The sequence below is a fragment of the Gryllotalpicola koreensis genome, from assembly GCF_039538185.1.
Classification (GTDB): Bacteria; Actinomycetota; Actinomycetes; order Actinomycetales; family Microbacteriaceae; genus Gryllotalpicola; species Gryllotalpicola koreensis.
Genome location: NZ_BAABBW010000004.1, coordinates 219268 through 245060 on the forward strand (window position 1 = coordinate 219268; position 25793 = coordinate 245060).

A 25793-nucleotide genomic window follows, 5' to 3' on the forward strand; every position below is an offset into this window, starting at 1 on the left:
ATCACGGTGACCCGGTCAGCCCCTGTGCGCGATCAGCAGCCGCGCCGGCCGCGGCGAAAGCGCATGGTCGAGCACCAGGCAGGCGGCGCCGATCGCCGCGACGTCGGCGGCGACGGCCGACTCCTCGAAGGCGATCGCGTGCGCCCCGACGAGCATCGGCGACGCGGCGAAGGCGCGACGCAGCTCGGCCAGCGCCCGCTGCGAGATCGGCGCCCAGAACGGGCCGCCGAATACGAAGCGGTCGACGTCGAGCAGATTGGCGACCGGCACGAGCGAGTTCGCCAGATCGGCGATCACCTCATCGATGATGACGGATGCCTGCGGCTCGCCGCGCTCGGCAGCGAGCGCCAGCGCCGTGAACTCGTCGAGCAGGTGGAAGCCGCCTGTGCGCTGCGCGGGCGTCGCGAGCTCGATGCCGGCGGCCAGGGCGCGCGACACGACCGAGGTCGGCGAGACGGATTCACCGAAGGCGCGAGACCGGCCCGAGGCATCCGTATACCCCACGGCGAAGCCGCCGATGTCGCCCGCGTTGCCGCTCGCTCCCCTGATGACCTCGTTCTGCAGCACGAGGCCGAAGCCGATGCCCGTGCCGTAGTAGACGAAGGCGAAGTTCTCGCGGTTTCCGTCGGCGACCCATTGCTCGGCGACGGCGGCGGCCGTCACATCCTTCTCCAGCAGCACCGGCAGCTCGACCCGGTCGGAGAGCAGGTCGCGCACGGGGATGCGCTCCCAGTTGGGCAGGAGCGGCGGGTTGAGCACGGTGCCGGATTCCTCGCGCAACGGCCCCGGGGCGGCGATGCCCGCCCCCAGCATGCGCTCGCGCAGCACGCGGCCGGCGCCGATGATCGCCCGCGTCTCGAGTGCGATCTCATCGAGGGTGTGCTGCGCCGTGGAGTCGGGGTCGACGTCGAGCACGCGGTGGTCCAGCAGTTCCCCCGCGAGGTCGAGCAGCACGATGCTCACGACCGAGGGGTCCAGGTGCACGCCGATCGCGAATCGGCCGTCCGGGCACAGCTGCAGCAGGGTGCGCGGCTTGCCGACTCCGGTGATGACCGTGCCTGCCTCGCGGATCACGCCGCCCGCGAGCAGCCTGCGGCTGACGTTCGTGACGGTCTGAGCAGACAGGCCGGTGCGCTCGGCGAGCTCGACGCGGCTGATGCCGTCCGACGCGCGTCGGATCGCGTCGAGGATCACGGCTTCGTTGTAGCCCCCGACCGCCGGAAGGTTCGCGCCGACTCGGCTGGACATGCGCACCTCCTCGATCCTCCAGAGGCTATCCCCCTCCGCGCCCCTCTCCTTCCCCAAAGAGCGAGTTCGGGCTGCCTCCTCGCGAGTTCAGCCACGCGAGGTGCGCCGAAGAGTGAGTTCGGGCGGCGGTGCCGCCACGCGCGAGGGCCCGAGCGGAGGCATCCGCTCGGGCCGCACGATCTCTAGAACGCGTCGATCGCGCTGTTCAGCGTCGCCGACGGGCGCATGGCGGCCGCGGCCTTCGCGTCGTCGGGGCGGTAGTAGCCGCCGAGGTCGACGTGCGAGCCCTGCACCGCGAGCAGCTCGGCCACGATCTCCTGCTCGTCGGTCGCGAGCCGCGCCGCGAGCGGGCCGAAGGCCGCCGCGAGGTCGGCGTCGTCCGACTGGCGCGCGAGCTCCTGCGCCCAGTACAGCGCGAGGTAGAAGTGCGAGCCCCGGTTGTCGATCGTGCCGAGCTTGCGGCCGGGCGAGCGGTCCTCGTTGAGGAAGGTGCCGGTGGCGCGGTCGAGCGTGTCCGCGAGGATCTGGGCCTTCGCGTTGCCGGTCGTCTGCGCGAGGTGCTCGAACGAGGCCGCGAGCGCGAAGAACTCGCCGAGCGAGTCCCAGCGCAGGTAGTCCTCCTCCACGAGCTGCTGCACGTGCTTCGGCGCCGAGCCGCCCGCACCGGTCTCGAACAGGCCGCCGCCCGCCATGAGCGGGACGATCGAGAGCATCTTCGCCGAGGTGCCGACCTCGAGGATCGGGAACAGGTCGGTCAGGTAGTCGCGCAGCACATTGCCCGTCACCGAGATGGTGTCGAGGCCCTCGCGGATGCGGTCGAGCGACTTCTGGGTCGCGGCCGCCGGCGCGAGGATCGAGAGGTCGAGCCCTTCGGTGTCGAGCGTCGGCAGCACCGTGTTGATCTTCGTGATGAGCTCGGCGTCGTGAGCGCGCGTCTCGTCGAGCCAGAAGATCGCCGGCATCCCGGAGAGGCGAGCGCGCTGCACCGCGAGCTCGATCCAGTTCGTGATCGGCGCGTCCTTGGTCTGGCAGGCGCGCCAGATGTCGCCGGCCTCGACCTGGTGCTCGATGAGCACTTCGCCCGCCGAGTTCACGACGCGCACGGTGCCGTCGGCCGGCACCTCGAAGGTCTTGTTGTGCGAGCCGTACTCCTCGGCGGCCTGCGCCATGAGGCCCACGTTCGGCACGGTGCCCATGGTCGCCGGGTCGAGCTTGCCCTTCGCCTTGCAGTCGTCGATGACGGTCTTGTAGACACCGGCGTACGACGAGTCGGGGATGACGGCAAGCGTGTCCGCCTCAGCGCCGTCCGGACCCCACATGTGGCCGCCGATGCGGATCATGGCGGGCATCGAGGCATCCACGATCACGTCAGACGGCACGTGCAGGTTGGTGATGCCCTTGTCGGAGTTCACCATCGCGAGCTTCGGGCCGGCCGCCAGCCCCGCGTCGAACGCCGCGCGGATCTCGGCCCCGTTCGGCAGCTTGTCGAGGCCGGCCAGGATCGCACCGAGGCCGTCGTTCGGCGACAGGCCTGCAGCGGCGAGGTCGGCGCCGTACGTCGAGAAGACCGGCTTGAAGAACGCCTTCACGACGTGGCCGAAGATGATCGGGTCAGAGACCTTCATCATGGTCGCCTTGAGGTGCACCGAGAACAGGACGCCGGATGCCTGCGCTGCGGCGATCTGCTCCGCGAGGAACGCCTCGAGCTTCGCCACCGAGAGGAAGGTGCCGTCGATGATCTCGCCCGCGAGCACGGGGAAGTCGCCCTTGAGCACCGTCACGGTGCCGTCGGTCGCGACGTGCTCGATGCGAATGCTGTCATCGGCGGGGATCGTCACCGACTTCTCGTTCGAGCGGAAGTCGTCGTGGCCCATCGTGGCGACGTCGGTCTGGGAATCCGCACTCCACGCGCCCATCGAGTGCGGGTGCGCCTTCGCATACGCCTTCACAGCGCCGGGCGCGCGGCGGTCGGAGTTGCCCTGGCGCAACACGGGATTCACGGCCGAGCCCTTGACCTTGTCGAAGCGGGCGGCGAAGTCGCGCTCCTCGTCGGTCGACGGCGCCTCGGGGTAGTCCGGGATGTCGTAGCCCAGCGCCTGCAGCTCGGCGATCGCGGCCTTGAGCTGGGGAACGGACGCCGAGATGTTCGGCAGCTTGATGATGTTGGTGCTGGGGTCGCTCGTCAGCTCGCCGAGCTCGCTCAAGGCATCCGGCACCCGCTGCTCTTCGGTAAGCCGCTCGGGGAACTGGGCGATGATGCGGCCGGCAAGCGAGATGTCGCTGGTCTCGAAGTCCACGCCCGCCTTCGCGGCATATGCCGAGATGATCGGCAGAAGCGAGTAGGTCGCCAGCAGCGGCGCCTCGTCGGTGCGGGTGTAGATGATCTTGGCCATGCGCTAAGGGCTCCCGGGGTCGAACGTGCGGGTCTTCTGAACACGATACAGGTATCTCGACGTCGAGATATTTATGGGAGACGTAGCGGATGCCTGCCAAAGGCATGCTATCCAGCGGCCAAGCCTCCCGTTAGGGTGATTTGCATGGCCGATCTGCGTCTGGAAGAACTGTCCGCGAGCAACATCGCTGCGGCCAATGCGCTCTCCCTCAAGCCCGGTCAGGAACAGTACGTGACCCCCGTCTCGTATTCGGCCGCCGCCGTGATCATCAACCCGGCGACCTCGTGGCAGCGGGTCATCGTCGACGGCGACGATGTGGTCGCGTTCATCCAGGCGGACTTCGACCCGCAGGCGGCGAGCGAGGAGTTCCGCTCGATCCTCTGGCGCATCAATGTGGATGCCGACGACCAGGGCCGCGGCGTCGGCCGCTTCGCGGTCGAGGCGCTCGCCGACGAGGCACGGAAGCGCGGGCTCGACGCGCTCTACGTGCTCTGGGAGCCCGGAGAGGACGGGCCCGAGGCGTTCTTCCTGCGCACCGGCTTCGAGCCCATCGGCGAGACGAGTTACGGCGACACCATCGGCAAGCGCGCGCTGTGAGCCGAGCGGCCGAGAACGACCGCTTCGGCCTGCGCGCCCATAAAGCAGCCGGGGATTTCGAGGCAGATGCCTTCGCCGAAGCCGTCCTCGACCTCGTGATGCAGATCCCGCCCGGGCTCGTGATGAGCTACGGCTCGATCGCCGCGGAGCTCGGCTCCCGGGCTTCCCGACAGGTGGGGAAGGTCATGGCGCACTACGGGGCCGAGGTGCCGTGGTGGCGCGTCGTGCACTCCGACGGCCGCCCCGCCGACGGCCACGAGGACGAGGCCCTCGGCCACTACCGGGCCGAGGGCACTCCCCTGCGCCACGGCGCCTCGGGCTACCGCATCGCGATGCGTGACGCCCTCTGGCGTCCGTAGTCCGCGGACCCGCGCCACCTCGCCCCGCCGCCCGCGCCCCGCGCATCGCGGCGGTTGTGCGTCCCGCACCGACGTCTGCGCCCCGGCCCGCGGCCGCAACTGTCGGCCGCGGGTGCAGAAGTGCCCATTCGGCGCTTCTGCACCCGGCGTGGCGGGAACGATTGCGCCGAATGGGCACTCTCAGGCGGCCGACGGCAGCGCGCTACACCAGCGAATCCCGCCAGGCGGCGTGCAGCTGGGCGAAGCGACCCGTTCCGCCGATGAGGTCGGACGGTGCGCCGTCTTCCACGATGCGACCGTGCTCCATCACGAGCACCCGGTCGGCGATCGCGACCGTCGAGAGGCGGTGCGCGATGATGACCGCGGTGCGGTCGGCGAGCAGGGTCTGCAGCGCCTCCTGCACGAGCCGCTCGCTCGGGATGTCGAGCGACGACGTCGCCTCGTCGAGGATCAGCACGGCCGGGTTCGCGAGGAACGCCCGCGCGAACGAGATCAGCTGCCGCTGCCCCGCCGAGACGCGGCCGCCGCGCTTGTTCACGTCGGTGTCGTAGCCGTCGGGCAGCGCCGTGATGAACTCGTGCGCGCCGACCGCTTCGGCCGCACGACGGATCTCGTCGATCGTCGCATCCGGCTTCCCGAGCGCGATGTTGTCGGCCACCGAACCGGAGAACAGGTACGCCTCCTGTGTGACCATGACGATCGCGCGGCGCAGGTCCTCCGACGAGAGCTCGCGCAGGTCGACGCCGTCGAGCGTGATCGCGCCGGACGACGGGTCGTAGAAGCGCGACACGAGCTTGGCGAGCGTCGACTTCCCGGCGCCCGTCGAGCCGACGAGGGCGATCGTCTGCCCCGCGGGGATGTCGAGGTCGAACTGGGGCAGGATGTCGCGGCCCGGCTTGTAGTGGAACGAGACATCGTCGAAGCGCACGTGCCCGTGAGCCCCGTCGAGCCTCGTGGGCTTCGCCGGCTCGGGCACGCTCGGCCGCTCCTCGAGGACGCCCGAGATCTTCTCGAGCGCCGCAGCCGCCGACTGGTAGGAGTTGTAGAACATCGCCATCTCCTCCATCGGGTCGAAGAAGCGGCGCGCGTACAGCAGCACGGCGAGCAGCGAGCCGATCGCGAGCGAGCCGGACGCCACCCGGAATCCGCCGATCAGCAGCGCGACCGCGACCGTGACGTTCCCGATCAGCACGAGGCCGGGGTCGAAGATGCCGAACAGCTGGATCGTCTTCGCGTTGACGTCGCGATAGTCCTCGACGAGCTCGCCGAACTCGCGCTCGTTCCTCTTCTCCTTGCGGAACGCCTTCACGGCGCGGATGCCGGTCATGGTCTCGACGAAGTGCACGATGAGCTTCGCGGAGGCCACGCGTTGAATGCGGAAGTAGATCTGCGAACGCTTCTGGAACCACCGGATCAAGAAGTACAGCGGCACGAGCGAGCACAGCAGCACGAGCCCCGAGACCCAGTCGACCGTGAAGATCGCGATCGCGATGAACCCCGAATAGAGCACGCCCTGCACGAGCTGGTTGATACCGGAGTCGAGCAGATCGCGGATCGAGTCGAGGTCGCTCGTCTGCCGCGAGATGATACGGCCGGACGTGTATGACTCGTGGAACTCGAGGCTGAGCCGCTGCGTGTGCAGGAAGGTGCGCGTGCGCAGCTCGATCAGGATCGCCTGGCTGATCTGCGCAGACGACACCGTGTACCAGCTGATCGAGAGCGCGCCGCCGACGCCCGCGACGAGATACGTCAGCGCGGTCACCCCGAGCGGCATCCAGTCGCCAGAGCGCAGCGCGGCGAGGCCTTGGTCGATGCCGATACCGATCAGGGCCGGACCCGCCACCTGCAGGATCGTCGAGACGACGACCACGACGAGCGTGACGATGACGCGCCCCTTCATGGGCGCGATCAGCGAGCCGAGCAGGCGCAGCGAGCGTTGACGGATGCGGCGCGACTCCTCCTTCGAGAGATCGCTGCGGTCTTCGCCGGCGACGCCGGTGACGACTGCGGTGCTCATGCGTCCACCTCCTCTTCCATGTTCTCCATGCGCGCCCGCTCATTGCGGGACACGCCCTCGGTGTCGCGCGGGGCGGCCTGCCGCTCCTCGTCTTCAAGCGACGAGATCACGAACCGGTAGTGCTCGTTGCGGGCGAGCAGCTCGCTGTGCGTGCCGACATCGGTCACCCGGCCGTCCTGCAGCAGGGCGACCCGGTCGGCGAGCGTCACGGTCGACGGCCGGTGCGCCACGATGAGCGCGGTCGTGCCGTCGAGTACCTTGTGGAGCCGCTCGGTGACGCGCGCCTCGGTGTCGACGTCGAGCGCCGACAGCGGGTCGTCGAGCACGAGCACGCTCGGCTTGGCCGCGACGGCGCGCGCGAGCGCGAGCCGCTGCCGCTGACCGCCCGAGAGCGAGAGGCCCTCTTCGCCGACCTTCGTCTCGACACCCTCCGGCAGGTCGTAGGCGAACGCCGCCTGCGCGACCTCGAGCGCCTCGGCGAGCTGCGCGTCGGCCGCCTTCTTGGTGGCGGGATCGTCGCCGAACAGCTCGGGCCGGCCGAGCAGCACGTTGTCGCGCACCGAGGTCGAGAACAGCGTCGCGTCCTCGAACGCCATGGCCACGCGGGCGCGCAGCTCCTCGAGGGTCAGCTCGCGCACGTCGACACCATCGATGCGGATCGCGCCGCCCGTCACGTCGTACAGCCGCGGCACGAGCGAGGTGAGCGTCGACTTCCCCGAGCCGGTGAGGCCCACGAGCGCCATGGTCTCGCCCGGCCGCACCGTCAGGTCGATGCCGTCGACCAGGTCGGGGAAGCGCTCGGGCGCGTCCTCGTAGCGGAAGTGCACATCGTCGAAGACGAGCTCGCCGCGCGGCTGCTCGATGTGCCGCGGCGCCGTGGGGTCGTCGATCGGGTTCGGCGTCGACATGACGTCGAAGAACCGGTCGACGGCGGTGCGGGTGTCGAAGGTCATCGACAGCAGGAATCCGATCGACTCGATGGGGAAGCGCAGCACGGTCGCCGTCGCGAAGAACGCGAGCAGCTGGCCGACCGTCAGCTGGTCCTGCGACACCAGCCAGACGCCGAGACCGAGGCAGACCGCGAACGCGACGTCCGGCACCATCAGCAGCCACAGCCACAGGCCGGCGACCGCGCGCGCCTTCTCGAGCTCGGTGCCGCGCAGCTGCTCGGCCTGGGCGCGGAAGCCCTTCAGCGCGTGCGAGCCGCGGCCGAAGGCCTTGAGCACGCGGATGCCGTGCACGGATTCCTCGACCGCGGTCGCCAGGTCGCCCTGCTGATCCTGCGAGCGACGCGCCACGACGTGGTACTTGCGCTCGAAGAAGAACCCGGCGACCCACAGCGGGATGGACAGCACGACCATGACCAGCGCGAGCAGCCAGTGGTAGTAGAACAGCACCCCGAAGCCGACCACGATCGTCACGATGTTGACGACGAACAGCACGAGCCCGAAAGACAGCCAGCGGCGGATCAGATTCAGGTCGCTGACCGCGCGCGACAGCAGCTGGCCGCTCGGCCAGCGGTCGTGGAACGCGACGGGCAGCTGCTGCAGCTTGGCGTAGAGGCCGTTGCGCAGCGTCGCCTCGACCTTGGTGCCCGGAGTGAGCACGAACCAACGGCGCAGCGAGATGAGCACCGCCTCGGCGACGCCCAGGCCGAGGATCGCGGCGGCCGCGACGACCACCTCGGAGCGGCTGCCGCCGCGATGCAGCAGCGTGCCGTCGACGAGGCGCTGCAGCACGAAGGGAATCGCGAGCGAGACGACGGAGGCCAGCAGCGCGGCGACCATGCCGAGCACGATGCGCGACAGGGCGGGGCGCAGGTAGGGGTAGAGCCGCGCGATCGAGGCGAAGGTGCTCAGACCCTCGCCGGTGTCGTGCGTGGTGTTGGTGGGACGGTCAGCAGTCTCTGACGATGGGGCAGACATGAACCAGGCAATTCTTCGTGGGAGTTGTCAGCGATGATTCCGCACACCGCTGACACCGGAAGCCGTGAGTCGGGGGGCGAAAGAGGGCTGCGCGTTTCAGCGCAAGTGAAGAGACGTGTGCCGCGAATCGAAGCGGCGGGAGTTCGTCAGTGCGGCCGACGGATGCCTGCGGCGGGACCTGCGACGCGAAGGGTGCCGAAGACACCAGCGACGACGAACTTCGTCTCGAGCGTGGTGTTGGACATTCCGGCCTCCTGGAATATGCGCGAATGAGTTCCGTGACACGCCCACGATGGCGGGTTGCGCCTGCGGAGCGAAATCTCAGCCTAGCGCCGCGGGAAAAACGCGTACAAGTCAGCCGCGGCGAAACGCGACAGAACTCATGACAAACCGCTCAGCTGCGGATCGAGAGGCAGCTCGCCGAACCCTCGAGCTTCTCGAACTCCGAGAGGTCGACCTTCACCACGGTGTACCCCAGGTCGGCGACGAGATCGGCGGTGCCCGGCGCGGAGGCGGGAACCAGCACGGTGCGCTCGTCGAGCGCGACGACGTTCGCGCTCTCGCCGGCCGGCACGCGCAGAGCGCGCCCGAAGACACCCGGCTCGAGCTCGCCCGAGATGAGCACGGTGCCGTCGGGCAGCGCGCTCGCGGAGCTCTTGAGGTGCAGCCCCGCGCTGACCGGCACCGCGACGACGGTCAGGTCGAGCCCGGCCATGGCGACCACCTCACGCAGCTGGCGGATGCCGTCGGCATCCGTTCGCCCGCTGCGCCCGACATACACCGTGTTGCCGACGACGAGCACGTCGCCGCCGTCGAGCGTGCCCGGCGCCTCGAGCTCGTACAGCGTGAAGCCGTTCTCGCGCAGACGGTCGCCGACGGCCGCCACCTCGGCGCGGCGTGCCTCGGCGCCGGGCCGCGTCAGCACGGCGACCGACGGCGACAGCACGACGGCCGCGTCCTCGACGAACACCGCGTCGGGCTGATTGTCCGCCGCCGCGACCTCGACGATCTGCCACCCCGCGCCGGTGAGCGCGGAGACGTAGTCGTCCCACTGCTTGTCTGCGGCGTCGCGGTCGACGAGGACGCGCGGCTGGTTCGTGACGATGCCATCGGCGAGCTTCGCCGAAGGAATGCGCACGAAGGCGACGCGGCCCTTCGTCGCGGGACGCCCGATCCATGCGCGCCAGACGCGTCGGCCGAGCAGCGCGCCGGTCACGGCCGCCGCGACGATGAAGAGGAAGTAGAACGCCACCACCTGGTCGAGGATCTTGACCACGTCGCCGTGGGCGATCGACAGGCCGCCCGCCGCCGCGCCGAGCAGGCCGCCGACGAGGCCTGCCAGCAGGGCGCCCCACCAGCTCGCGAAAGCGTCGATCAGCCCGGCGATGAACGCGATGATGAGCAGCACGAGCGCCGGCAGCGCGAAGTTCTCCGCGAGCGGCAGCAGGGTCTGGAGGCTCAGCGAGCTGGCCGAATCGACCAGGAAGAACGCCAGGACCGTGGCCGCGTAGGCGACGACGGTAGTGGCGAGCGCGGCGAAGAAGGAGGCGGTGAGCCGGCGGCTCCAGGGGGTGGTCATGAGTGGATGTGATCTCTCAGTGGAAGAAGTGGCGCTCGCCGGTGAAGTACATGGTGACGCCCGCGGCTTTGGCCGCGGCGATCACCTCCTCGTCGCGGATCGAGCCGCCGGGCTGCACGATCGCCGCGACACCCGCTTCGATCAGGATGCCGGGCCCGTCGGCGAACGGGAAGAACGCGTCGGAGGCGGCGACCGAGCCGCGGGCGCGCTCCTCGCCTTCGGCGAGCGAGTTGGCCCGCTCGACAGCCAGGTGGCAGGAATCCACCCGGTTCACCTGGCCCATGCCGACGCCGACGGATGCTCCGCCCGATGCCAGCAGGATCGCGTTCGACTTCGCGGCACGGCACGCGCGCCACGCGAACTCGAGATCGGCGAGCGTGGCGGCGTCGGCCGCCTCGCCCGCGACGAGCTGCCACTGGCCCGAGATGGAGCCGGAGGGGAAGGCGTCAGCCTGCTGCACGAGCACGCCGCCCGAGATCTGCTTGAACTCGTACTCGGCGCGCCGGTAGCCGGCCGGCAGGCGCAGGATGCGCAGGTTCTTCTTGCTCTGCAGCAGCTCGAGCGCGGCCGGCTCGTAGTCGGGGGCGATGATCACCTCGGTGAAGATGCCCTTCACCGTCTCGGCAAGCGCGAGGGTGACGGTGCGGTTCGCGGCGATCACGCCGCCGTATGCGCTCACAGGGTCGCACGCGTGCGCCTTGCGGTGCGCGGCGGCGATGTCTCCCGAGGCGTCGATGGCGATGCCGCACGGGTTCGCGTGCTTGATGATCGCGACCGCCGCCTCGTCGAAGTCGTACGCCGCCCGCAGCGCCGCGTCGGCATCGGTGTAGTTGTTGTACGACATCTCCTTGCCGCCGAGCAGCTCGGCCTGCGCGATGCCGGCGCCGGACTGCAGGGGGCTGTCGGCGGCGTCCGTATAGATCGCGGCGGCCTGGTGCGCGTTCTCGCCGTAGCGCAGCGTGCGCTGCAGAGTGCCGGAGACGGTGACGGATGCCGCGAAGTCGCTGCCCGCTGCAGAGGGGTACGTCTCGGCATCCGTGCTCGAGATGTTCGAGACGAACCACGCGCTCACCGCCGCGTCGTAGTCGGCGGTGTGCTGGAACGCCTTCGTGGCGAGGTCGCCGCGCAGCGCGAGGCTCGTGCCGCCGGACTGCACCGCAGCGATCACCTCGGGGTACGAGGCCGGCGAGACCACGATCGCGACGTTCGCGTAGTTCTTGGCGCTGGCGCGCACCATCGCGGGGCCGCCGATGTCGATCTGCTCGACGACATCGTTGCCCTGGGCGCCGCTCGCGACCGTCTCCTTGAAGGGGTACAGATTCACGACGACGAGCTCGAACGGCGCGATGCCGAGCTCGGCGAGCTGCTGCTCGTGGTCCTCGAGGCGCAGGTCGGCGAGCAGGCCGGCGTGCACGGCGGGGTGCAGGGTCTTGACGCGTCCGCCGAGCGACTCGGGGAAGCCGGTGAGGCTCGCCACGTCGGTCACGTCGATGCCGAGGGCACGGATGCTGGCCGCGGTCGACCCGGTGGAGACGATCTCGACCCCGGCATCCGCCAGCGCCTTCGCCAGCACGTCGAGGTCGGTCTTGTCGGAGAGCGAGATCAGCGCCCGGCGCACCGGGACGACGTCGCGATCGCGGTAGAGGCTGGGGTCGGCGGCGTGGGCGCTCATGCAAGCTCCTTATTCATCGAGTGCCGCCCCTTCGGCGGCACGGGCCTCGGGGCCCTGAAGGGCCGCGAGCTCGAGGTTTCCGTTCGCGATGTCGAGCACGGCCTGGATCAGCAGGCGCCGTTCAACGGGCTTGATGCGCTCGTGCAGCGAGGTCTCGGTGTCGCCCGGCTCGATGGGGATGCGCTCGCGAGCGATGATCGGGCCGGTGTCGACGCCGTTGTCGACGACGATGAGACTCGCCCCGGTCTGGGTGGCGCCCGCGGCGAGCGCGTCGCGCACGCCGTGCGCGCCGGGGAACTCGGGCAGGTAGGCCGGGTGCGTGTTGATGAGGTTGGGGGCGAGCGCGTCGACGACGTGCGGCGGCAGCAGGCGCATGAACCCCGAGAGCACGACGAGGTCGGGATTCCACTGCCGGATCTGCTCGAGCAGCGCGTCGCCCCACGCCTCGCGGCTCTCAAAGCTCGACAGCGCGACCTCGAAAGTGGGGATGCCGAAGTCCTCGGCGTGGGCGAGGCCTTCGGCCTCAGGACGGTCGGTGCCGACCGCGACGACACGGGCCGGGTACTCGGCATCGGCGGCCGCCTCGAGCAGCGCACGCAGATTGGACCCGCCCCCGGAGATGAGCACGACGACCGAGAGCACGCCCCCAGCCTACCGGCCCGCGCCCGACCGCCTGCCTCGGCCCCGAGTCGTCGCGCGCGGGTCGTTACAAAGGCAGGCTGCGAGGCGACTTCGCGCGCTTTTCGACGACCGGGTGTCAGGGGCGCTCGTGGGTCGTCACAAAATCACGTTCCGAGGCGACTTCGCGCGCTTTCTCGACGACCTGGCTGTCGGGCTTACGCAGCGAGGTCCAGTCGAGGGACTGACCGCGCAGGTGCGCGGCCGCCAGGCCGAAGGCCATGCCGACGCCGAGCTCGAGGCCGCCGAAGACCCCCGTCTTCCAGGCGCTCGGGCCGAGGTTCGCGAGTGCGCCCGGGGCGAGCGTTCCGCCCGACCACCAGGCGAGCAGCGCGAGCATCAGCCCGCCGGCGACGGCAGAGCCGACCGCGACCAGCGCGAGGTCCACGGGAGTGTCGAACGGGGGCGTCGACCTGGTCAGGGTGCGGTGGGTGAGGAATCCGCTCACCGCCCCTGCCAGCACGGGAATCACGATCGCGACGAACGCGATCGCCGGCGAATGCGCCGGAATGATCGCGAACAGCGGCACGCCGGGCAGGCTGGTCGAGAGTCCGGAGCCGGGCGCGATCGCCGCTCCCCCGCCGAGCGCGAAACCGGGTCCGATCAGCCACGACATCGCCCAGAGCACCGCATTCGGCAGGAACGCGAGCTGCGCGAGCGTGAGGGTCACGCCGCCGAGATATCCCGCCTGCAGCGCCTCGTACAGCGACACGGCCTTGCCGAAATGAGTGAAGAGCAGCAGAGCGACGAGCACGGCGGATGCCGCGACCAGCAGCGCCACCGCGGCCGTCGCCGCACGCAAAGACGCGGCGATGGCGGCCCGCGTCTCGACGCCGAAGAGCCGGGCGAGGGCAGGAGGGACATGGTCACGCTCGGCCGCCCAGTCGAGGCCGATGCCGAGCACGACGCCTGCGCCGAACGTCGCGCCGGCGACGAGCGGCGCCTGCGCGATCACGGGTCCGAAGACCTCGGCCTGTGCGGTGAGGGCGACGACCCAGGCGGTGAGCATGAAGGCGGCGACGGCGGCGATCGCGCCTGTGAGGACGAACGAGGTCTCGGCCGCGCGCCGCCCGACGCGTGCGCCCATGAACACGGTGAACAGCGCGACGCCGAGCCCTGCGATGGTGACGGTGAACGACGGCACGGCGCCCGGGAGCCCGAGGCTCGCCGCCGTCAGCTGGTCGAGGTCGACGTGGGCGTCGACGCCGAGGCCGAGCAGCCAGGCATCCGCCGCCGCACGCCAGAACACGGCCCAGCTCGTGGCCATGTGGTACTGCACCGCCCACACGAGCGTGAGGGGTGCGAGCCCGACCCCGAGGCCGATCGCCGCCGTGATCACCGCCTCGAAGGCGGCCAGGAACGCGACGAGTGCTCGGGTCATGAGGTCACGCTATGCGGACGGGCGGCGGGGGCGCGGATGCCTCGCCGCCCGCCCCGCAGACGCGTCAGTCGACTCTCAGCCAGCGCTCGCAGCGGCAGCTGTGAGCGCGCCTGACTGCGCCGAACGGTCACTGCCGCTTCGTGCGACGCGGCGTCACGCGCAGGGGTGACCGTTCAGAGCAGTTGGCCGACGGCGGCGTCGAGGCGCGCGGCGAGGAAGGCGGCGGCGCGGTCGAGTGCGGCGTCGGCCTCGTCGAGCTGCCCGAACAGGTCGGGGAACACGTGCGGCACCCCGCCGACGACCTCGAGCGTCACGTCGACGTCCGCCTCGGCGAGCCGCCCGGCGAGCAGCACGGAATCGCTGAGCAGCACCTCGTACGACCCCGTCTGGATGAGGAAGGGCGGCAGCCCGCGCAGATCGCCGACGCGACCGGGGCTCGCGATCGGGGTGTCCGCGCCGTCCTCGCCCAGCTGCTGCGCGGCGAAGAACTCGATGTCTGCGCGGGTGAAGAGCGGGTCGATGCCCTCCTTCGTGGTGAGGCTGGCGCCGGTCATCGCCAGGTCGCTCATCGGCGAGAAGACCACGGCCGCAGCCGGCATCGGCAGCCCGGCGTCCCGGGCCAGCAGCAGCGTTCCGACCGTGAGATGGCCACCCGCCGAATCGCCGGCGATGACGATGCGCGCGGGGTCGGCACCCCGCTCGAGCAGCTCGCGATAGGCGGCGACGGAGTCCTGCGCCGCGGCGGGAATGCGGTGCTCGGGCGCCAGCCGGTAGTCGAGCGACCACGCCCGCAGGCCCGTGCGCCGCACGAGCTCGGCGGCGAGGCGCGCGCCGGTGCGGTGTGAGCCGACGACATAGCCGCCGCCGTGCAGATACAGCAGCATGCCGGCATCCCTCGTCTCATCGGCGATCTCAAGCGCCGGGCGGCCGCCCAGCGTCGTCTCGACCACGGTCAGCCCGCGGGTGTCGTCTGGCCGCGCCCGCGTCTCGAAGAGCGCCCGGCGCTCGTCGATCGTTGCGGCGACGAGGCTCTTCGCCGCCTCGCGGATGGCGGCGTTCACGGCGTCGCGCTGTGCCTTGCTCATGGTGTTCCTCTCGTGAGTTATGGTGATTTTGATTCCGTGGAATCTAAGTAACCAAACTACATTCCGTGGAATCTAATTCCCAAGAATATTTCTGAGGAGCGCCGTGTCCGCGTCGATCGATTTCTTCAACGAGCTCGTGCGCGCCGAGATCCTGGTCTATAACGGGGTCGATGCGCGCATGAAGGCCGAGCACGGCGTGACCGTGGGGACGATCGAGATCCTCTCGCTGATCGACTCGACCGAGCATGCGCGCGTCGACGACATCGTGCGCGCCCTCGACCTGCGCGTCGGCACGGCAAGCAAGATCATCGACCGCTATGCGTCGGCCGGCTGGGTCGAGCGCCTTCCCAACCCCGACGATCGGCGATCGTCGTGGATCGTGCTGACGGATGCCGGGGCGAAGGTGCTCGCCGAGGGGAGGCCGGCGTTCGAGGCATCCGTTCGCGACCTCGTCAGCGGACTCTCGCACAGCGAGCTGCGCACGCTGCGCACGCTGCTCGTGAAGCTGGCCGCATCGATCGAGGCAGGTCAGCCCTCGTAGGCGACCTGCAGCTGCGCGAGGTCGAGCTTGCCCATCGTGAGCATCGCGGCGACGGTGCGGCGCGCGCAGGCTACTCGCGCGCGATCAGCGTCGAAACGGCGGATGCCGCAGGCGCAGCGGCCCACGGCATCCGTTCTCTCTTCGTGCTTACGCGCTGACAGCGGCGAAGACCTCGCGCAGCAGCTGCGCGGTCTCGCTCGGGGTCTTGCCGACCTTGACGCCGGCGGCCTCGAGGGCCTCCTTCTTGGCCTGCGCCGTGCCCGCAGAGCCCGAGACGATGGCACCGGCGTGGCCCATCGTCTTGCCTTCTGGGGCGGTGAAGCCGGCGACGTAGCCGACGACCGGCTTCGTCACGTTCTCCTTGATGAAGGCCGCCGCGCGCTCCTCGGCGTCGCCGCCGATCTCGCCGATCATGACGATCGCCTTGGTCTCGGGGTCGGCCTCGAACGCGGCGAGCGCGTCGATGTGCGTCGTGCCGATGATCGGGTCGCCGCCGATGCCGATCGCGGTCGAGAAGCCGAGGTCGCGCAGTTCGTACATCATCTGGTAGGTCAGCGTGCCCGACTTGGAGACGAGCCCGATCGGGCCCTTGCCCGTGATGTTCGCCGGCGTGATGCCGACGAGCGACTCGCCGGGAGTGATGACGCCGGGGCAGTTGGGGCCGATGATGCGAGTCTTGTTGCCCTTCGCCTTCGCGTGCGCCCAGGCCTCGGCCGAGTCGCCCACCGGGATGCCCTCGGTGATGACGACCAGCAGCGGGATCTCGGCGTCGATGGCCTCGATGATCGCGTCCTTCGCGAAGGCCGGCGGCACGAACGCGATCGACACGTCGGCGCCCGTCTTCTCGATGGCCTCGGCGACGCTCGCGAACACCGGCAGCTCGACGGCCGAGCCGTCCGCCGCGGTGTGCGAGACCGTGGTGCCGGCCTTGCGCGCGTTCACACCGCCGACGACCTGGGTGCCGGCCTTCAGCATGAGCGCCGTGTGCTTGGTGCCCTCGCCGCCGGTGATGCCCTGGACGATGACCTTGGAATCCTTGTTGAGGAAGATCGACATTGTTCCGTCCGTCCTTACTTCGAAGCCAGCTCGGCGGCCTTGTCGGCGCCGTCGTCCATGGTGGTAGCGAGGGTGACCAGCGGGTGGGCGGCCGCGTTGAGGATCGCGCGCCCCTCCTCCACCTGGTTGCCGTCGAGGCGCACGACGAGCGGCTTGGTCGCCGCGTCGCCGAGGATGCCGAGGGCTGCGACGATGCCGTTCGCGACCGCGACGCACGAGGTGATGCCGCCGAAGACGTTGACGAACACCGACTTCACCTGCGGGTCGCCGAGGATGACGTCGAGGCCGGCCGCCATGATCTCGGCCGAGGCGCCGCCGCCGATGTCGAGGAAGTTGGCGGGCTTCACGCCGCCGTGGGCCTCGCCGGCGTAGGCGACCACGTCGAGCGTCGACATGACGAGACCCGCCCCGTTGCCGATGATGCCGACCTCTCCGTCGAGCTTGACGTAGTTGAGGTCATTGGCCTTGGCCTTCGCCTCGAGCGGGTCCTCGGAAGCGGCATCCACCAGGGCCTCATGCTCGGGGTGGCGGAAGGCGGCGTTGTCGTCGAGCGACACCTTGCCGTCGAGCGCGACGATGTCGCCCGAGCCGGTGAGCACGAGCGGGTTCACCTCGACGAGCGTGGCGTCCTCGCCCTTGTAGACCTCGAAGAGCTTCACGAAGACCGGGGCGACCTTGTCGACCAGCTGGGCCGGGAACTTCGCGGCGACCGCGATCTCCTTCGCCTTCTCGAGCGGTAGCCCGGCCGCCGGGTCGACCTCGACCCGGGCGAGCGCCTCAGGGCGCTCAACGGCGAGCTCCTCGATCTCCATGCCGCCCTCGTAGGACGCGAGCGAGAGGTACGAGCGGTTGGCCCGGTCGAGCAGCACGGAGAAGTAGAACTCCTGCGCGATGTCGGCGCCCTCGGCGACCATGACGCGCTTCACGGTGTGGCCCTTGATGTCGAGGCCGAGGATCGCCTGCGCCGCGGTGAACGCGTCATCGGGGGTCTTCGCGACCTTCACGCCGCCCGCCTTGCCGCGGCCGCCGACCTTCACCTGCGCCTTCACGACCGTGACGCCGCCCAGCGTCTCTGAGGCCGCTCGCACCTCGTCCGGAGTGTCGGCGATGATGCCCTTCAGCACGGGCACGCCGTACTTCTCGAACAGGTCTCGGGCCTGGTACTCGTACAGATCCACTGTGTTCCATCTCTCTCGACATCGAGACAATTCCGCAGGCCACTCTACCCCGCACGGGAGAATGGAAAGGTGGGCGGGACTCTCGGGCTGGCGGACCTCGCGGGCGAGGCCGTGCTGCTCGCGGGCGGCGGCCGCGCCATCCTGATGCAGATCGCCCATCCCGCCGTCGGCGCCGGCGTCGCGGCGCACTCGGGCTTCGCGCGCGACCCGCTGGCCCGGCTCAGGGGAACGCTCACTTTCAGCTACGCCGAGGTGTACGGCACGGATGCCGATCGCAGAGCGGTTCGCCGCACGGTCAACCGCGCGCACGGCCCGGTGCGCGGCCCCGGCTACAGCGCCTTCGACCCCGAGCTGCAGCTATGGGTGTTCGCGACGCTCTACGACTCGACGGTCACCGTGTGGGAACAGCTCTTCGGGCCGCTCGACGCCGCGAGCGCCGAGCGCCTCTACGCCGATTTCGGCAGCACGGTGGGCGGGTTGCAGATGCCCACGGACCTCTGGCCCGCCGATCGGGCGGCGTTCGCCGCGTACTGGGCGGATGCCTCAGCAGGCCTCGTCGTCACCGACGACACGCGTCGGGTGGCGGCTCAGCTGCTGTACCCGGCGAGTGCCCCGCGCTGGATGCGCGCTCTCATGCCGACCGCCCGGCTCGCCACCGCCGGGTTCCTTCCGGCCGAGCTGCGCTCGGCCTACGGGATGCCGTGGTCAGGCATCCGTTCTCTCCGCTTCGACGCGCTCCTCGCCGCCACCCGCGCGACGTACCCGCGCCTGCCGCGCCGCCTGCGGTTCTGGCCGCGCGACGTTCTGCTCCGCGAGCTTCGCGCTACGCGATCTCTTCCGGAATCGGGTGCTTCGGCAGCTTCTTGACCCGCGGGCGGCGCTTGGGGCGCTCGGGGATCATCGACCGCATCTCCTCGACGCGCCCCCAGCACAGCAGCCGGTCCTCGGCCTCGAGGCGCTGCCCGAACGACGGGTTGGGGATGACGCCCGTGCCGCGGTGCAGCGTGAGCACCGTGATGTCGCGCTCGCGCAGTCCCGATTCCCCGATGGACTTGCCGACGAGGTCGGCGTCGCCGTGCACCACGAGCTCGGCGACGCCGTAGCCGGTCGACACCGACAGCCGCTCGCGGACGTCGATCTGCGGGAAGGCGACCTGGTTCGCGATGTAGTCGATGATGGCGCCGGCGACGTCGAGCTTGGTCGCCGTCTCGATGCCCTCGAGGCCGGGTGAGGAGTTGACCTCCATCACCAATGGGCCGTCGTCGCTCTCGAGCATGTCGACACCGGCGACCTTGAGCCCCATGATCTGCGCGGCCCGCACCGCGGTGCGGGCGTACTCGTCGTCGAGCTCGACGCCCTCGACGCTGCCGCCACGGTGCACGTTCGACCGGAACTCGGTGCCGCTCGCGCTGCGCCGCATCGCCGCGACGACGCGGTCGCCGACGACGAGGGCGCGGATGTCGCGCCCGCGCGACTCGCGGATGAACCGCTGGATGAGCACGTTCTGCCTGGCCGACTGCAGCGTCTCGATGATCGCCTCGGCCACCTTGAGCTCGGGCGCGAGGATCACGCCGATGCCCTGCGTGCCTTCGATCAGCTTGAGCACGACCGGCGCTCCGCCGACGCGCTCGATCGCCGCCACCACGTCGGCGCGGTTGCGCACGAACGCGGTCGGCGGCATCGCGATGCCGTGCCGGGAGAGGATCTGGTTGGCGCGCAGCTTGTCGCGCGAGTTGCTGATGCCGCTCGCGGTGTTCGGCGTGTAGACGTCCATTTGCTCGAACTGGCGCACGACGGCCGTGCCGTAGTAGGTGATCGAGTTGCCGATGCGCGGGATCACGGCGTCATAGTCCGAGAGCGGGCGGCCGCGGTAGAGCAGATCCGGCTGCTCCGCCGAGAGGTCGATCGCGAACCTCAACGTGTTCAGCACCTTGGGGTCGTGCCCGCGGTCGGCTGCGGCGGCGCGCAGGCGCTGGGTGCTGTAGCTGCGCGGCGCGCGCGACAAGATCGCGATCTTCACTGTGGTTCCTGTTTGATTGACTGCATGGCCCCCCGACATCCAACACCACCTGGCCTGGTGGGGTGGCGGGAATGGGTCGGATTGCCCGGACTCGGCGTTCCCTGGATCAAGGCGAAGATCGACACCGGCGCGCAGACCTCGTCGCTGCACGCCTTCGGGCTGCGCGAGTTCACGCGCGACGGCGCCCGCTGGGTGCGCTTCGAGGTGCATCCCTGGCAGTACAGCGCGCGCGACGGCGTGCAGGTCGAGCTGCCCGTGCACGACCGGCGCCGCGTGCGCAGCTCGACGGGGCACATCCAGACCCGCGTGGTGGTCATGGTGGAGTTACGGATGCTGGAACGCACGCTGCCGGTCGAGATGACCCTCACCCGCCGTGACGCCATGGGCTTCCGCATGCTCGTCGGGCGCGAGGCGCTCTCGAACGGCTTCCTCGTCGATCCGGCAGCGTCCTACCTCGGCGGCAAGCCCCCGCACCGCGTGCGCCGAGCGAACAACGTCGTGGAATAGCGGCCCGCTTGAGCCGGGGCTCCCGCGTCGGCTTCCAACGGAAGGGATTCGGCGAGACACGCCGCTCGACGTGCCCGACACGCCGGGCATCCGCCCGATTCCCTTCCTCAAGCCTGGGCGCATGATCACCGACGTAACGCGCGTGCTGTCCATCGCACCCTGACCACGATCGTCGCCGGTTCTGGCGCCATCTCGGGATCTTTGGAGCCAGAGGCGACGATAAGCGCTGCGAAGCGGCGCTACACCTTCTCGATCGGGGCGATCTTGATCAGCAGCTTCTTGAAGCCGGCCTCGTCGAACTGCACGTGCGCGATGCGCTTGGCCCCCTCGCCCGTGACGTCCTGCACGCGGCCTTCGCCGAAGTCGGCGTGCTTCACGCGGTCGCCCGGCACGAGTTCGAGCGCGCTGTTGTCGCGCACCTGGCCCGTGACCTTGTTGGCCCACTCGGTCTTCGGACGCGACAGCGCAGCCGCGGTCGCCGCGGCCCGGTCGGAGCCGAAGCCCGGACGCTTCGCGTTGAGCGCCCGCGACATCGTGCCGTCGCGGCCGTTCGCGGCCCCCGGCGAGCGGCGCCAATCGATGAGCTCGGCCGGGATCTCCTGCAGATACCGGCTCGGCATCGCCACGTTCACATCGCCGAACTGCGCGCGGGTCATCGCGAGCGAGAGGTACAGCCGCTTGCGCGCGCGGGTGATGCCGACGTAGAACAGCCGCCGCTCCTCCGCGAGGCCGCCCGGCTCGTTCGCCGACATGCGGTGCGGGATCAGGTCCTCCTCGACGCCGGTCAGGAAGACTGCGTCGAACTCGAGGCCCTTCGCCGTGTGCAGCGTCATGAGCGAGACCGTGCCCGTTGAGTCGTCGAGCTCGTCGGCCGCAGCGACCAGCGAGACCTCGGTGAGGAAGTCGGTGAGCGTGCCGCCCGGGTTGTTGCGCGCGAACTCCTTCGTCACGGCCACGAGCTCTTCGACGTTCTCGGCGCGCGCCTCGTCCTGCGGGTCGCGCGAGTTGCGCAGCGCGTCGAGCAGCCCGGACCCGGCGAGCAGATGCGTCAGGACGTCGGAGACGGGCTTCACTCCGGCGGGGTTGTCGGGGTCGATCATCGCGGCGGACTCGTCGATGAGCTCGGACAGGCGCGTGATCGCCGCCGTCACCTTGGGGCCGAGGCCGAGATCGGATGCCGAGCGCAGCGCGTCTCGGAAGGTGATGCCGTTGTCCTCGGCGAAGGCCCGCAGCTGCGTCTCGGTCGCCGGCCCGATGCCCCGCTTGGGCGTGTTCAGGATGCGCCGCACCGCGAGCTCGTCGGCCGGGTTCGCCACCGTGATCAGGTACGCCATCGCGTCCTTGATCTCGGCCCGCTCGTAGAACTTCGTGCCGCCCATGATGCGGTACGGGATGGCGGAGCGGATGAAGATCTCCTCAAGGGCACGCGTCTGCGAGTTCGTGCGGTAGAAGACGGCCATGCTGCTGTAGGGCACGCCGCTGCGCCGCAGCGCGTCGATCTCGTCGGCGACGAACTGCGCCTCGTCGTGGCCGGAGTACCCGGTGTAGCCGACGATCTTCTCGCCGTCGCCCGAGTCGGTCCAGAGGTTCTTCGCCTTGCGGTCGAAGTTGTTGGAGATGACGGCGTTCGCCGCAGAGAGGATGTTCTGCGTCGAGCGGTAGTTCTGCTCGAGCAGCACCACCCTGGCGCCCGGGTAGTCGTTCTCGAACTCGGTGATGTTGCGGATGTCGGCGCCGCGGAACGCGTAGATCGACTGGTCGGAGTCGCCCACGACGGTGAGCGAGGCGCCGGGGATCTCGCCGGAAGGCTCCGTCAAACCATCGACGTACAGCCCGTCGAGCTTCAGGTCCGCGACGAGGTGCGGTGGCACCGGCTTCGTCAGCTCGCGGATGAGCGAGTACTGCGCATGGTTCGTGTCCTGGTACTCGTCGACCAGGATGTGCCGGAAGCGCCGCTGGTAGTTCGCGGCGACCCGCGGGAAGGCGCGGAAGAGGTACACCGTCTGCGCGATCAGGTCGTCGAAGTCGAACGCGTTGGCGGCCCGCAGCGCCCGCGAGTACTCGCGGAAGACCTGCAGGAACACCTGCTCGGCGGGGTCGTCGCGGTTCGCGCTGCGTGCGTAGGACTCGTAGTCCTCGAGCTCGTTCTTGAGCTTCGAGATCTTCGCGGCGGCACTCGCCGGCGTGAAGCCGAAGGTGTCGGCCTCGCTCTCTTTGATGATGCGCTTGAGCAGCGCTCGCGAGTCACCCGAGTCGTAGATCGTGAAGTTCTCGGTGAAGCCGAACTGCTTCGCCTCGCGGCGCAGGATGCGCACGCAGGCCGAGTGGAAGGTCGAGATCCACATGCCCTGCGAGTCGGCGCCGAGCAGCCCCTCGACGCGCTCGCGCATCTCGCTCGCCGCCTTGTTGGTGAACGTGATCGCGAGGATCTGGCTCGGCCAGGCCTCGCGCGAGCCGATGAGCCCCGCGATGCGGTGGGTCAGCACCCGGGTCTTGCCGGAGCCCGCGCCCGCGACGATGAGCAGCGCCGGGCCGCGGTAGGTGACCGCCTCGCGCTGCTGCGGGTTGAGGCCGGCGAGCAGGGTCTCGTCGCCGCCGCGAGGGCCCTGATCGCCGTCGACGATCAAAGGCAAGAATCCGTCTGTCATTGCCCTGCAAGTCTAGGTTGCGGCACTGACACAGACGGGCGCCCCCATCCCTGAGGAAGGGGGCGCCGGCCTACTTCTGTCGACTGCTAGTTGCCGATCGCATTGTCAGCAGCCTGCTGACCCTGCTTGATCTGGTCTTCGAACTTGCCGCCCGTGAGGTCGTTGGCTTTGGCGGCGGCGCCGTCGAGGACGTTGTCGCTCACCTGCTCGCCCTGGTCGGTTCCGAGGAAGTCCTTGGCCTTGTCGACCGCGTCATCAAGGAATCCCATTGGCGCCCCTTTCGTTACGTGGAGATGGACGGGCCACACATTACCCACGTCAAGCGGCGCCCGGAAGACGAATCTGTCTACTGCGACGTGACGGCGTCGCGCACGACCAGGGCGAGGTCGGGGTGGTCGGCGAAGACCCCGTCGACGCCCGAGGCCATGATGGTGCGGAACTCCTGCTGCCAGTGCCCGAACGTCGCCTTCCCGCCCTCGGTGCGGAACGGGGCCGTCAGGTACGTGTTCTCCGGTCGCAGGGTCCAGGTGAAGACGGCGAGCCCGACCGCGTGGGCACGGTCGACGAGGTCGCTCGTGCCGCCCTCGGCGGACGCGTCGAGCAGCAGGGACTTGTCGACGCTGACACCGTCGATCGCATCGAGCCCCTGGCGCGTCGCGAGCCCGTACATGCCGACCTCCCCGATCTCGTCGGCGTAGCTCGCGGCATCCGCCCCGTCCCGTGCGACCAGATCGAAGGCGGCGCCCTCTTTCTCGACCAGGTAGATCCGGGTGCCACGGATGCCGCGCTCGCGCACCTTGCGCAGCACCGACTTCTCGAAGGACTCGATGACCAGCCGGTTCGGCTCGTCCTGCCAGCCGACCTGCTGCAGCTCGTCGGCGAACAGCTCGTCGAGCGGCAGCCCGATCGACTCGAAGTAGGTGGCGTGCTTGATCTCGGCGACGACGCCGAGCTCGCGGTCGGTCGTCTCGGCGAGGTGGTCGACGAGGTCGAAGAGGTGCGTGAGCCGCATGATCGGGTACTGCCCGTCGAAGCTGGCGCTCGCCTGTCGAAGCGCTCCGAGGCGCTCGCGGCAGCGCAGAGTGGCGAGCTCGTCCCACGTGAAGTCCTCGGTGAACCACCCGGTGACGGGGACTCCGTCGACCTCTTTCGTGGTGCGGCGCTCGGCGAACTCGGGCCGACTCGCGACATCCGTCGTGGTCGAGATCTCGTTCTCGTGCCGCAGCACGAGAACGCCGTCCTTGGTCGCCACGATGTCCGGCTCGACGAAGTCGGCGCCGAGCTGGAACGCGAGCTCGTAGGCCTGCCTCGTGTGCTCTGGGCGGTAGCCGCACGCGCCCCGATGACCGATGACGAGGGGGGAGCCGTGGCCGCGCATGCGGTCGATGTTAGCCACGGCGTGTTCCGGGAATGTGACGTTCACAGTCCCCGGTCAGTCACGGGTGAAGCGGCACACGACTTCCCGATGGGTGGGCCAGCGGGCGACAGGTATGTAGCCGTGCGCGCGCAGGGTCGCCGCATCGCGCGGCTGCGTGCAGGGCGTGCCGTGCCGTGGGATCACGAGCAGGACAGAGCGGATGCCGGCGAGCCTCTCGGTCCGCTTGGAGAGTGGCACCGTGTCGTCGCTGAACTTCCCTGAGGCGGGGAAGGGAGTCTTGAGCGCGAGGTCTACCAAGCCGTCGAAGTCCTGCGGATAGGCGTAGAGCGCCTCCCGCGGTCGGCCGGGCGCAAACAGGATCGCGTCGCCGGGGCGCGAGTGATCGTGCACGGTCTGGGCGACGAGCCGGAGGTCGCTCTCGCGCGGCTTCGCGAACGGCATCCGTTGCCCGATATATGTCGGGATCGCGATCAGAACCAGCGCGACGGCGACGGCTGCGGCCACTCGGCGCGTGCGGAGTGACACCAGCGAAGCCAGCGCCGCGCTGAGCAGCATGGCGAACCCCGGCATCGCGAAGGTGAGGTAGCGCGCCGTGAACAGCGGCGTCACGATGAGGCTGAGGCCCACCGTGATGACGAACGGCACCACGACCCACGCGCCTGCGAGCAGCAGCCAGTCGGGGCAGGCACGGCGCAGCGTCTCGCGCCAGCGCACGGCGCCGACGATGAGGACGAGCCAGACGGCCAGGCCGTACGCCCACGAGGTCTCGCCCCATGGCTCGACGAGCACGGTCCAGGGGGTGAAGGCGCCGTTGGCGCCGATCCACGACACCTGCGCGCGCTGGCTCCAACCGAGGTAGAGAACGGGACTCGCGGCGGCGAGAGCTGCGAGCCATGCCGCGAGCAGGGGCAGCGCGGCGCGGCGGCGCCGCAGCAGCACATAGGCGAGTTGGGCGGCCAGCAGCGTGCTCGTCGTGAGGAAGACGGCGACGGAGAAGGTCGCGACCACGCCGAGCAGCACCCACCACCAGCCGCCGCGCTCGAGCGCGATCAGCAGGATCAGCCACACCGCGGCGGCGAGCGCGGCCGTCCAGGCATATGAGCGCGCCTCGGTGCCGGCCCAGGTCATGCGGGGCATCAGGGCGAACAAGGCCGCGGCGAGAAGAGCGAGCCGTGGCCGCCCCAGTCGCTGCCCGATGAGCGCCAGCAGCGCCGTCGCGACCCCAACCCCCACCGCCGAGAAGCCGCGGGTCGATGCCTCGCCGAAGCCGAAGACGCTCGCCCAGTAGTGCAGCGCGAGGTAGTAGACGGTGTGACCCGCGTCGACGTGGGTCGTGGTGAACCGCAGCAGCTCGGCCGGCGGCAGCATCGTCGCCCGCATCGTCGCGACCTCATCGGCCCAGTACGACGGAACCCACGAGAAGGCGAAGGAAAGGATCGCGGCGGCTCCGCCGAGGCTCCACGCGCGCCCTACCGCCCCCATGCGTCCAGCTTTGCTTCGGCTGTGCGCGATCTCAAGGGTGCTTTACAGC

At 69.8% G+C, this 25793-nt stretch carries 22 protein-coding genes; 5 read left to right on the forward strand and 17 right to left on the reverse strand.

Translation table 11 applies throughout. From position 1 onward, the window contains the following. Positions 1-15: 15 nt before the first annotated feature. Together ABD708_RS12890 and ABD708_RS12895 are read right to left on the reverse strand one after the other, a co-directional pair. Positions 16-1248: an ROK family transcriptional regulator gene (locus tag ABD708_RS12890; protein WP_344755057.1), complete on the reverse strand. Its 1233-nt coding sequence runs from the start codon at positions 1246-1248 to the stop codon at positions 16-18. A gap of 182 nt (positions 1249-1430) precedes the next feature. After that, positions 1431-3641: an NADP-dependent isocitrate dehydrogenase gene (locus ABD708_RS12895; RefSeq protein WP_344755059.1), complete on the reverse strand. Its 2211-nt coding sequence runs from the start codon at positions 3639-3641 to the stop codon at positions 1431-1433. Positions 3642-3785: 144 nt separating this feature from the next. Here ABD708_RS12895 and ABD708_RS12900 point away from each other — a divergent pair, with 144 nt between their 5' ends. Both ABD708_RS12900 and ABD708_RS12905 read left to right on the forward strand, forming a co-directional pair. Continuing rightward, positions 3786-4238, forward strand: coding sequence for a GNAT family N-acetyltransferase (locus ABD708_RS12900; protein WP_344755061.1), 453 nt, complete (start codon positions 3786-3788; stop codon positions 4236-4238). Continuing rightward, positions 4235-4597 carry an MGMT family protein gene (locus ABD708_RS12905; RefSeq protein WP_344755063.1) on the forward strand — a complete coding sequence of 121 codons (363 nt, stop codon included), beginning with the start codon at positions 4235-4237 and terminating at the stop codon, positions 4595-4597. Before ABD708_RS12900 ends, ABD708_RS12905 begins: the two co-directional genes overlap by 4 nt. Positions 4598-4799: 202 nt before the next feature. On the opposite strand, the gene ABD708_RS12910 is transcribed toward ABD708_RS12905, so the two are convergent. From ABD708_RS12910 to ABD708_RS12940, 7 genes are all read right to left on the reverse strand, one after another. Beyond that, positions 4800-6614: an ABC transporter ATP-binding protein gene (locus tag ABD708_RS12910; protein WP_344755065.1), complete on the reverse strand. Its 1815-nt coding sequence runs from the start codon at positions 6612-6614 to the stop codon at positions 4800-4802. Next, the gene (locus ABD708_RS12915) at positions 6611-8539 is read right to left on the reverse strand and encodes an ABC transporter ATP-binding protein (RefSeq protein ID WP_344755067.1); all 1929 of its coding nucleotides are present in this window, start codon (positions 8537-8539) and stop codon (positions 6611-6613) included. The genes ABD708_RS12910 and ABD708_RS12915 overlap by 4 nt, the downstream gene beginning before the upstream one ends. A gap of 394 nt (positions 8540-8933) precedes the next feature. Beyond that, positions 8934-10118, reverse strand: a complete 1185-nt coding sequence (locus ABD708_RS12920) for a dimethylarginine dimethylaminohydrolase family protein (RefSeq protein ID WP_344755069.1) — start codon at positions 10116-10118, stop codon at positions 8934-8936. Positions 10119-10134: 16 nt separating this feature from the next. Then, entirely contained in the window at positions 10135-11790 is a 1656-nt protein-coding gene (gene purH, locus ABD708_RS12925) for a bifunctional phosphoribosylaminoimidazolecarboxamide formyltransferase/IMP cyclohydrolase (protein ID WP_344755071.1), read from the reverse strand. Between the two features lie 9 nt (positions 11791-11799). Continuing rightward, a complete protein-coding gene (gene purN / locus ABD708_RS12930) occupies positions 11800-12432 on the reverse strand; it encodes a phosphoribosylglycinamide formyltransferase (RefSeq protein WP_344755073.1) in 633 nt (210 codons plus the stop codon). 115 nt (positions 12433-12547) lie between these two features. After that, positions 12548-13849 (reverse strand): cell division protein PerM, encoded by a 1302-nt coding sequence (locus tag ABD708_RS12935; RefSeq protein ID WP_344755075.1) that lies wholly within the window; start codon positions 13847-13849, stop codon positions 12548-12550. A gap of 173 nt (positions 13850-14022) precedes the next feature. Continuing rightward, positions 14023-14934: an alpha/beta hydrolase gene (locus ABD708_RS12940; protein ID WP_344755077.1), complete on the reverse strand. Its 912-nt coding sequence runs from the start codon at positions 14932-14934 to the stop codon at positions 14023-14025. Between the two features lie 103 nt (positions 14935-15037). On the opposite strand from ABD708_RS12940, the gene ABD708_RS12945 reads away from it, so the two are divergent. Next, positions 15038-15475: a MarR family winged helix-turn-helix transcriptional regulator gene (locus ABD708_RS12945; RefSeq protein ID WP_344755079.1), complete on the forward strand. Its 438-nt coding sequence runs from the start codon at positions 15038-15040 to the stop codon at positions 15473-15475. On the opposite strand, the gene ABD708_RS12950 is transcribed toward ABD708_RS12945, so the two are convergent. Genes ABD708_RS12950 through sucC form a run of 3 tightly spaced genes read right to left on the reverse strand, consistent with a single transcriptional unit; the run spans position 15463 to position 17709 of the window. Further along, a complete protein-coding gene (locus ABD708_RS12950; protein ID WP_344755081.1) occupies positions 15463-15600 on the reverse strand; it encodes a hypothetical protein in 138 nt (45 codons plus the stop codon). The genes ABD708_RS12945 and ABD708_RS12950 overlap by 13 nt on opposite strands. A 22-nt stretch (positions 15601-15622) precedes the next feature. Continuing rightward, a complete protein-coding gene (gene sucD / locus ABD708_RS12955) occupies positions 15623-16531 on the reverse strand; it encodes a succinate--CoA ligase subunit alpha (protein ID WP_344755083.1) in 909 nt (302 codons plus the stop codon). A 14-nt stretch (positions 16532-16545) separates the two neighbouring features. Beyond that, positions 16546-17709: an ADP-forming succinate--CoA ligase subunit beta gene (sucC, locus tag ABD708_RS12960; protein WP_344755085.1), complete on the reverse strand. Its 1164-nt coding sequence runs from the start codon at positions 17707-17709 to the stop codon at positions 16546-16548. 69 nt (positions 17710-17778) lie between these two features. Between sucC and ABD708_RS12965 the strand changes: the two genes are divergently transcribed. Beyond that, positions 17779-18576: an oxygenase MpaB family protein gene (locus tag ABD708_RS12965; RefSeq protein ID WP_344755087.1), complete on the forward strand. Its 798-nt coding sequence runs from the start codon at positions 17779-17781 to the stop codon at positions 18574-18576. Here the strand turns inward: ABD708_RS12965 and ABD708_RS12970 are convergent. Further along, on the reverse strand, positions 18533-19729 hold the full coding sequence (locus ABD708_RS12970) for a RimK family alpha-L-glutamate ligase (RefSeq protein ID WP_344755089.1): 1197 nt from the start codon (positions 19727-19729) through the stop codon (positions 18533-18535). The genes ABD708_RS12965 and ABD708_RS12970 overlap by 44 nt on opposite strands. A gap of 24 nt (positions 19730-19753) precedes the next feature. Between ABD708_RS12970 and ABD708_RS12975 the strand changes: the two genes are divergently transcribed. Next, positions 19754-20236, forward strand: coding sequence for an ATP-dependent zinc protease family protein (locus ABD708_RS12975; protein ID WP_344755091.1), 483 nt, complete (start codon positions 19754-19756; stop codon positions 20234-20236). A 239-nt stretch (positions 20237-20475) separates the two neighbouring features. On the opposite strand, the gene ABD708_RS12980 is transcribed toward ABD708_RS12975, so the two are convergent. From ABD708_RS12980 to ABD708_RS12995, 4 genes are all read right to left on the reverse strand, one after another. After that, on the reverse strand, positions 20476-22884 hold the full coding sequence (locus ABD708_RS12980; RefSeq protein ID WP_344755093.1) for an ATP-dependent helicase: 2409 nt from the start codon (positions 22882-22884) through the stop codon (positions 20476-20478). Between the two features lie 86 nt (positions 22885-22970). Then, the gene (locus tag ABD708_RS12985; protein WP_344755095.1) at positions 22971-23153 is read right to left on the reverse strand and encodes an antitoxin; all 183 of its coding nucleotides are present in this window, start codon (positions 23151-23153) and stop codon (positions 22971-22973) included. 77 nt (positions 23154-23230) lie between these two features. Further along, positions 23231-24262 carry a glycerophosphodiester phosphodiesterase family protein gene (locus tag ABD708_RS12990; RefSeq protein ID WP_344755634.1) on the reverse strand — a complete coding sequence of 344 codons (1032 nt, stop codon included), beginning with the start codon at positions 24260-24262 and terminating at the stop codon, positions 23231-23233. 54 nt (positions 24263-24316) lie between these two features. Next, positions 24317-25744 (reverse strand): glycosyltransferase family 39 protein, encoded by a 1428-nt coding sequence (locus ABD708_RS12995; RefSeq protein WP_344755097.1) that lies wholly within the window; start codon positions 25742-25744, stop codon positions 24317-24319. Positions 25745-25793 lie beyond the last annotated feature (49 nt).